Annotated in this window: 8 protein-coding genes and 1 tRNA gene; 7 read left to right on the forward strand and 2 right to left on the reverse strand. The window is 72.7% G+C overall.

Translation table 11 applies throughout. The features are described 5' to 3' along the window. Position 1 precedes the first annotated feature (1 nt). The 6 genes from glp to ACFQ7Q_RS14955 all read left to right on the forward strand — a co-directional run bounded on the left by glp (position 2) and on the right by ACFQ7Q_RS14955 (position 4,484). Positions 2-1,363, forward strand: coding sequence for a gephyrin-like molybdotransferase Glp (gene glp, locus ACFQ7Q_RS14930; RefSeq protein WP_383554343.1), 1,362 nt, complete (start codon positions 2-4; stop codon positions 1,361-1,363). Between the two features lie 57 nt (positions 1,364-1,420). Beyond that, entirely contained in the window at positions 1,421-1,912 is a 492-nt protein-coding gene (moaC, locus tag ACFQ7Q_RS14935; protein WP_329119549.1) for a cyclic pyranopterin monophosphate synthase MoaC, read from the forward strand. 14 nt (positions 1,913-1,926) lie between these two features. After that, a complete protein-coding gene (locus ACFQ7Q_RS14940; protein WP_383554367.1) occupies positions 1,927-2,490 on the forward strand; it encodes a molybdenum cofactor biosynthesis protein B in 564 nt (187 codons plus the stop codon). Continuing rightward, a complete protein-coding gene (locus ACFQ7Q_RS14945) occupies positions 2,487-3,110 on the forward strand; it encodes a GNAT family N-acetyltransferase (RefSeq protein WP_383554346.1) in 624 nt (207 codons plus the stop codon). The genes ACFQ7Q_RS14940 and ACFQ7Q_RS14945 overlap by 4 nt, the downstream gene beginning before the upstream one ends. A 142-nt stretch (positions 3,111-3,252) precedes the next feature. Next, positions 3,253-4,314: a gephyrin-like molybdotransferase receptor GlpR gene (gene glpR / locus ACFQ7Q_RS14950; protein ID WP_383554348.1), complete on the forward strand. Its 1,062-nt coding sequence runs from the start codon at positions 3,253-3,255 to the stop codon at positions 4,312-4,314. Positions 4,315-4,410: 96 nt separating this feature from the next. Beyond that, positions 4,411-4,484, forward strand: a tRNA-Ala gene (locus ACFQ7Q_RS14955). 102 nt (positions 4,485-4,586) lie between these two features. Here the strand turns inward: ACFQ7Q_RS14955 and ACFQ7Q_RS14960 are convergent. Further along, positions 4,587-5,117 carry a hypothetical protein gene (locus ACFQ7Q_RS14960; RefSeq protein ID WP_383554350.1) on the reverse strand — a complete coding sequence of 177 codons (531 nt, stop codon included), beginning with the start codon at positions 5,115-5,117 and terminating at the stop codon, positions 4,587-4,589. A 230-nt stretch (positions 5,118-5,347) separates the two neighbouring features. Here ACFQ7Q_RS14960 and ACFQ7Q_RS14965 point away from each other — a divergent pair, with 230 nt between their 5' ends. Continuing rightward, the gene (locus ACFQ7Q_RS14965; RefSeq protein WP_383554352.1) at positions 5,348-6,070 is read left to right on the forward strand and encodes a DUF4232 domain-containing protein; all 723 of its coding nucleotides are present in this window, start codon (positions 5,348-5,350) and stop codon (positions 6,068-6,070) included. A gap of 63 nt (positions 6,071-6,133) precedes the next feature. Here ACFQ7Q_RS14965 and ACFQ7Q_RS14970 read toward each other — a convergent pair whose 3' ends face one another. Then, positions 6,134-6,484, reverse strand: coding sequence for a hypothetical protein (locus ACFQ7Q_RS14970; RefSeq protein WP_383554355.1), 351 nt, complete (start codon positions 6,482-6,484; stop codon positions 6,134-6,136). Positions 6,485-6,640: the final 156 nt, after the last annotated feature.

Raw genomic sequence — 6,640 nt, forward strand, 5'->3', positions numbered from 1 at the left:
CTTGAGCAGCAGTGCGGCACCGGAGTCCGGCGATCCGGCCGGCGTTCCGTCCGGCGATGCGTCCGCCGACCCCTGCGCGGGTCCCTCCCGTGACCTGTGGTCGGTGGACGAGCACCTCGACGACATCCTGGCGGCGGTCTCCCCGCTCGAACCCATCGAGCTGCAACTGCCGGAGGCCCAGGGCTGCGTCCTCGTCGAGGACGTCACGGTGCCGGTCGCACTGCCCCCGTTCGACAACAGCTCCATGGACGGCTACGCGGTCCGGGTCGCCGATGTGGCCGGTGCCACCGAGGAGTTCCCGGCCGTCCTGACCGTCATCGGCGACGTGGCCGCCGGCGCCGACGGCCTGCCCGTCGTCGGCCCCGGCGAGGCCGCCCGGATCATGACGGGCGCCCCGCTGCCGCCCGGCGCCGAGGCCGTCGTCCCGGTCGAGTGGACCGACGGCGGCACGGGCGAGGGCGCGGCCAGCGGGATGCGCGCCGCGAGCGCGGCCCCCGAGGGCGCAGGCGGCGAGGTCCGCGTCCACCGGCCCGCCGAGGCCCGCGCGCACGTCCGCGCACGGGGCAGTGACGTCCAGGCCGGTGACCTGGCCCTGGAGGCCGGCACGGTCCTCGGGCCGCCCCAGATCGGGCTGCTCGCCGCGATCGGCCGCGCCACGGTGCGGGTCCGACCGCGTCCGCGCGTCGTCGTACTCTCCACCGGCAGCGAACTGGTCCAGCCCGGCGAGGAGTTGGCCGAGGGCCAGATCTACGACTCCAACAGCTTCGCGCTGGCCGCGGCCGCGCGCGAAGCCGGCGCCATCGCCTACCGCGTCGGCGCCGTCACCGACGACGCCGAGACGCTCCGGGCCACCATCGAGGACCAGCTGATCCGCGCCGACCTGCTCGTCACCACGGGCGGCGTCAGCGTGGGCGCGTACGACGTGGTCAAGGAGACGCTGACCGCCGACGGACGGGTCGACTTCCGCAAGCTGGCGATGCAGCCGGGCAAGCCGCAGGGCTTCGGGACGATCGGCCCCGAGCACACCCCGCTGCTCGCCCTGCCGGGCAACCCGGTCTCCTCGTACGTCTCCTTCGAGATCTTCGTGCGGCCCGCGATCCGGGCCCTGATGGGTCTCGACGATCTGCACCGCCCCCGGGTCCGCGCCGTGCTCAAGGCCGACAAGGCGCTCTCGTCCCCGGCCGGCCGCCGTCAGTTCCTGCGCGGGACGTACGACGCCGAGTCCGGCGCCGTCACTCCTGTGGGCGGAGCGGGTTCCCATCTGATCGCGGCGCTCGCGCATGCGAACTGCCTGCTCGTCGTCCCCGAAGAGGCCACGGCCGTGGAGCCGGGGCAGGAGCTGGACGTGGTCCTCCTCGGCTGAGGAGGCCCTGGTGGCGGTACCGTGGCGTCCCACACAGCGACCGGGAGTGTCACGGCCATGAGCACGCAGCAAGGACTCACCCACATCGACGAGGCGGGTGCGGCCCGCATGGTCGACGTCTCCGCGAAGGACGTCACGGCGCGGACCGCACGCGCCAGCGGCCGCGTCCTCGTCTCGCCGCGCGTGATCGAGCTGCTTCGGGGCGAAGGCGTACCGAAGGGCGACGCGCTCGCCACCGCCCGGATCGCCGGGATCATGGGCGCGAAGAAGACCCCCGACCTCATTCCGCTCTGCCACCCGCTGGCCGTCTCGGGCGTCACGCTCGACCTCACGGTCGCGGACGACGCGGTGGAGATCCTGGCGACCGTGAAGACCACGGACCGCACGGGCGTGGAGATGGAGGCCCTGACGGCGGTCTCGGTGGCCGCGCTGACGGTCGTCGACATGATCAAGGCGGTCGACAAGGGCGCGGTCATCTCCGACGTACGGGTGGAGGAGAAGACGGGCGGCAAGTCGGGCGACTGGACCCGGGAAGGGGCCGAGTCGTGACGCGCGGCGGCCGGGTGACCGGGGCGCACGAGCACGAGGACCACGCCCACGACGCCCCGGCGGCGGGCACGGACCTCGGCGGCGCCCTCGCCGCCCCGTACTCCGCCCTCGTCGTCACCGCCTCCAACCGGGCGGCGGCCGGCGTCTACGAGGACAAGGGCGGCCCGCTGCTCGCCGAGGGACTGGCCCGCATGGGCTTCGCCGTCGACGGCCCGCAGGTCGTCCCGGACGGCGCGCCGGTCGAGGCCGCGCTCCGGGCCGGGGTCGAGGCCGGGTACGACGTCATCCTCACCACCGGCGGAACCGGCATCTCGCCGACCGACAGGACCCCCGACGTCACTCGCCGGGTCCTCGACCACGAGATCCCCGGCATCCCCGAGGCGATCCGCGCGTACGGGCGGGAGAAGGTGCCGACCGCGGCGCTATCCCGCGGTCTCGCCGGTGTCGCGCGCGGGACCGTGATCGTGAACCTTCCCGGCTCCTCGGGCGGGGTCCGCGACGGCATCGCCGTACTGGAACCGCTCCTGCGGCACGCGGTCGACCAGGTCCGCGGCGGCGACCACCCGAGACCGTCATGATCCCGTCCTGGCCCGTGATCCTCTCGGACGGAGACGTCGTGCTCCGCCCGATAAAGATGCGAGACCAGCGGGCCTGGCGCGAGGTCAACCGGCGCAACCGCGACTGGCTCCGGCCGTGGGAGGCGACGGTACCGCCGCCGGCCCCGGGCGGTCCGGTCGCCCAGCGGCCCACGTACCGGCAGATGGTCCGCCATCTGCGGGCCGAGGCGAACGCCGGCCGGATGCTGCCGTTCGTGATCGAGTACCGGGGCGAGCTCGTCGGTCAGTTGACCGTGGCCGGGATCACCTGGGGCTCGATGTGCTCGGGCCATGTCGGCTACTGGGTGGACAGCGCGGTGGCCGGACGCGGCGTCATGCCGACGGCGGTCGCGCTCGCCGTGGACCACTGCTTCCGTTCGGTCGGACTGCACCGGATGGAAGTCTGCATTCGGCCCGAGAACGGCCCCTCGCGACGGGTCGTGGAGAAATTGGGATTCCGGGAGGAAGGGCTCCGGCCGCGCTACCTCCACATCGACGGGGCGTGGCGGGACCATCTCGTCTTCGCGCTCACCGCCGAGGAGGTGCCCGAGGGGCTGCTGCGCCGCTGGCACCAGGCACGTCCCTCGCACCCCGCCCAATGAAATAAGTGTTCGAATTCAATCAGCAGTTGATCCTCAATCGATCTGAACAATCACAAAAAAGTTCAGTGATATCAGCCAGATCGTGCGACACACCGGGCCAATTGGCCGATGCCCGTAACGGAACCCCTCTACGGTGTGAAGCGTGAGCAGCAGCGGCCTCATCTACGCAGTCATCGTCGGGGCCTGGGCCGCCTACTTGGTACCGATGTGGCTCCGCAGGCAGGACGAGCTCAACGAGGCCCGTCCGACGGAACGCTTCAGCACCGCCATCCGGCTGCTGTCCGGACGGGCGGGGATGGAGCGCCGATACGCCAAGGAGCTGAAGGGCCGGGACCGTAGGGCGGACGAAGCGGAGCCCGACGTGGACCCGGACGTCGAGACGGAGCATCTCAGCTCGGTCGACGTCCGGGCCTTCTCCGCGCCCGCGGCCAGGACGGAAGCCCGCCTGGAGATCCCGGAACAGGCGCCCGCCCCGGCACCCGCCGCCGCGCGAAGGCCCTCCAAGGCGGCCGCCGAGCGCGCCCGCCGCGGCAAGGTCCTCGCCCGTCGCCGGCGCACCACGGTCGTCCTCTTCCTCGCCTTCACCCTGGGCGCGGTCGTCGCCGCGGTCGGCGGCCTCGCGTTCCTGTGGGCCCCGGCGGTCCCCGCGGTGCTGCTGAGCGCGTACATCGTGCATCTGCGCACCACGGAGCGCCGGCGCTTCGTGTACGTGATGGACCGCCGCCGCGCCGAAGCCGCCGCGGCACGCCTGCGCGAGAGCCGGCCCCAGCGCCGGCAGCCCACGCCGGACACCGACGAGGAGCCCGCCCGCCCGGAACCCGAACCCGCGCCCTCGGTCTCCCCGCAGGAGGCAGGCCGCCGCGCGCTCGTCGAGCAGACGGACCACGCGGAATGGGTGGACCAGCAGCGCGAGCGCGGCCCGGCCCGCGGCGACAGCTGGGACCCGGTCCCGGTCCCGCTCCCCACCTACGTCACCGCCCCGGTCGCCCCACGGGCGACGAGCGGCGTCGACATCACGGACCCGGAGACCTGGAGCTCGGCCCGCTCCTCCACGGCCGCGGACCCCACGCCGGCACCGTCCCCGACCCCGGCGCCAGCCCCGCGTCAGCGCACCAACCAGCCGCGCCGCCAGCGCGACCACGGCCGCACCCCGCTCTTCGACCAGTACGCGGACGACGACCGCCCCCGCGCGGCCAACGAATGACCACCGGCCGGGGGGCCGTCAGGCCCCTCGGCTGACCTGCGGGGGAACGGATTTCCTTGCACCCCGATCGGGATGCTAATGTTTCACACGTCGCAAGGGCCTGTGGCGCAGTCTGGTAGCGCACCTCGTTCGCATCGAGGGGGTCTGGGGTTCAAATCCCCACAGGTCCACAAGCGCAGGACGAGATCCCGTCCGATCGAAAGATCGGGCGGGATCTCGTCGTTTCCGGGGACGAACTCCCCGCGGACGAGTTCTCCGCCGACGCCCAGGAATCACCTACTGCGGTCCAGGACGAGCTGCCTGAGCTCGGCGGCGGAGTCGGCGGCGAGCCGGTAGATGCCCTGGACGCTCGCCGACCTCATCAGCCGCCCGTCCTCGACGTGCTTGAGCCTGCGCTCGCCCCGGCGGGACGTGAACGTCAGCCGCGCCAGCAGATCGGCGGGGACGACCGTGTCGAACGCGAGGGGAGAACCGGGCGGCCCGAGCAGCACCTCGCTGACGCCGCCCGCCTTCAGCGCCCTCCAGTCCAGCAGCTTCGCGTAGTCCTCGTCGTCGAGCTCCGCCCCCGCGTCCTCGTACGGGATGATCCGCGACACCTCCATGGCACCCAGCACATGCAGGCGGGTGCGGAAGGCCCGGACGGGATAGATCGTGTCACCGGGCTTCACGCCTGCCCGCTCGAAGCTGGGCAGCGACTGGTGCGGGCCGCCGAACAGCATCGTCAGGCGCAGGCCGCCGTAGCCGGATCGCTCGAGGTACCGGCACAGATCGTTGGTCCACAGGGTCGTGTAGGAGTTCGGCACGGCAGAACCGTAGACGCCCCCGCTGACAGCCTGCCCCCTGGCGGCCGGCGCACCACGGTCCAACGTTCCATCCCGCGTTCTGGGTTGGCGCGTTCCCGCAGGCCAGAGGGGGTGGAACGTTCCAGCGTCCCGTACCGGCGGTGGGAGCTGGCGGCCGTGGCGGCCACGGCGGCACGGTGGTGACCAGGCCGCCGGACGAGGCGGTCGGCCACCACCTACGGGGAGTTCACATGCGTACCTTCCGCACTCGCACCACCGTCCTTGCCGCCACCACCGCCGCACTCGCCCTCGCACTCACCGCCTGCGGCGGGGCGGACGACGCCGGCACGAAGGACAAGAAGGCCGCCGCGTCCGTCTCCCAGGGCACGCCCGGCACCGGCGCCACGGAGAGCGGCACCGGACAGGACGGCCGGACGAGCACCGGCGGGGCCTCCGCGAGCGCCGGCACCTCCGGTGGGGACGCGTCGACCCCGACGACGTCCGCCGCGCAGACCGGCACCAAGAAGAAGAACGACGGCAGGACCCCGGCCTGCACCGCCGACGACGTGAAGATCTCCGCGGTCAAGCAGGACGGCGTACCCACCACGCACATCACCCTGACCGCCACGAACGTCTCGGGCCGCTCCTGCACCCTGCTCCAGTACCCGCTGATCGCCTTCGGCGACATCCAGACGGCCAAGGACGTTCCGTCCGTCCCCAAGAGCAAGCCGGGCACGCCCGTCGTCCTGTCCGCCGGCGCCCCCGCCTACGCCGCCGTGCGCATCAACGACGGCGGAGTCGACGAGCAGAACCGCGCAGTGACGTCGTTCAACGTGAACCTCTTCGCCAAGGACGGTCCGGCCGAGGGCAGCAAGGTGGTCAAGGCGCCCGCAGGCGGCATCGCCGTCGACGACGCGGTCGCCAGGACCGGCTACTGGACGCACGAGCTGCGCAACGGCGCCGACGAGTTCTGATCCCTCCGCGCTCCGGCGTCCGGGACGAGGGTGGCCGCGGCGACGCGGCCACCCTCACCGTCGTCACGCGGCGCGGGTGATCCACCGCTGGAGCGCGATGTGGGTGAAGTCGTCGAGCGTGCACAGCGCCTCGATCGCGTCGAGGTCGCCCGGCAGCGGGGCGATGCCCGCCGTGGTGAGCGCGGCGTGCAGATCCAGCCGACGCCGGTCCGCCGGATCGAGCGCCACGGACAGACGCGTGCTCGCCATGGGGGCCGGCAGCGGGTAGTCGCCGGTCTCCATGAAGCCGTGCGCGATGTGCGTCCGGGTGTCCGTCTCCTCGGGAAGGTCGTCGAGGAACGCGGCAGGGAAGCGGTAGGGGTCCAGGTCCGCCGTTACGGTCGGGGCCGCGGTGAAAGACTGGAGTGCAGTCATGAGTTCCTCCTCGGTTGTCCTGCCACTGCCGACGAGGACTACGGCCGGGCCGCGGTCAGTTGCGATTCCCGCCCCACACCACCCGATTGCCGTCAATCCCATCTCGTCACACAAGCAGAGCCCGCGGCCCCCGGCGGAGGAGTGCGGCGGGGGGCG

The sequence above is a fragment of the Streptomyces sp. NPDC056527 genome (genome assembly GCF_042794475.1).
GTDB lineage: Bacteria > Actinomycetota > Actinomycetes > Streptomycetales > Streptomycetaceae > Streptomyces.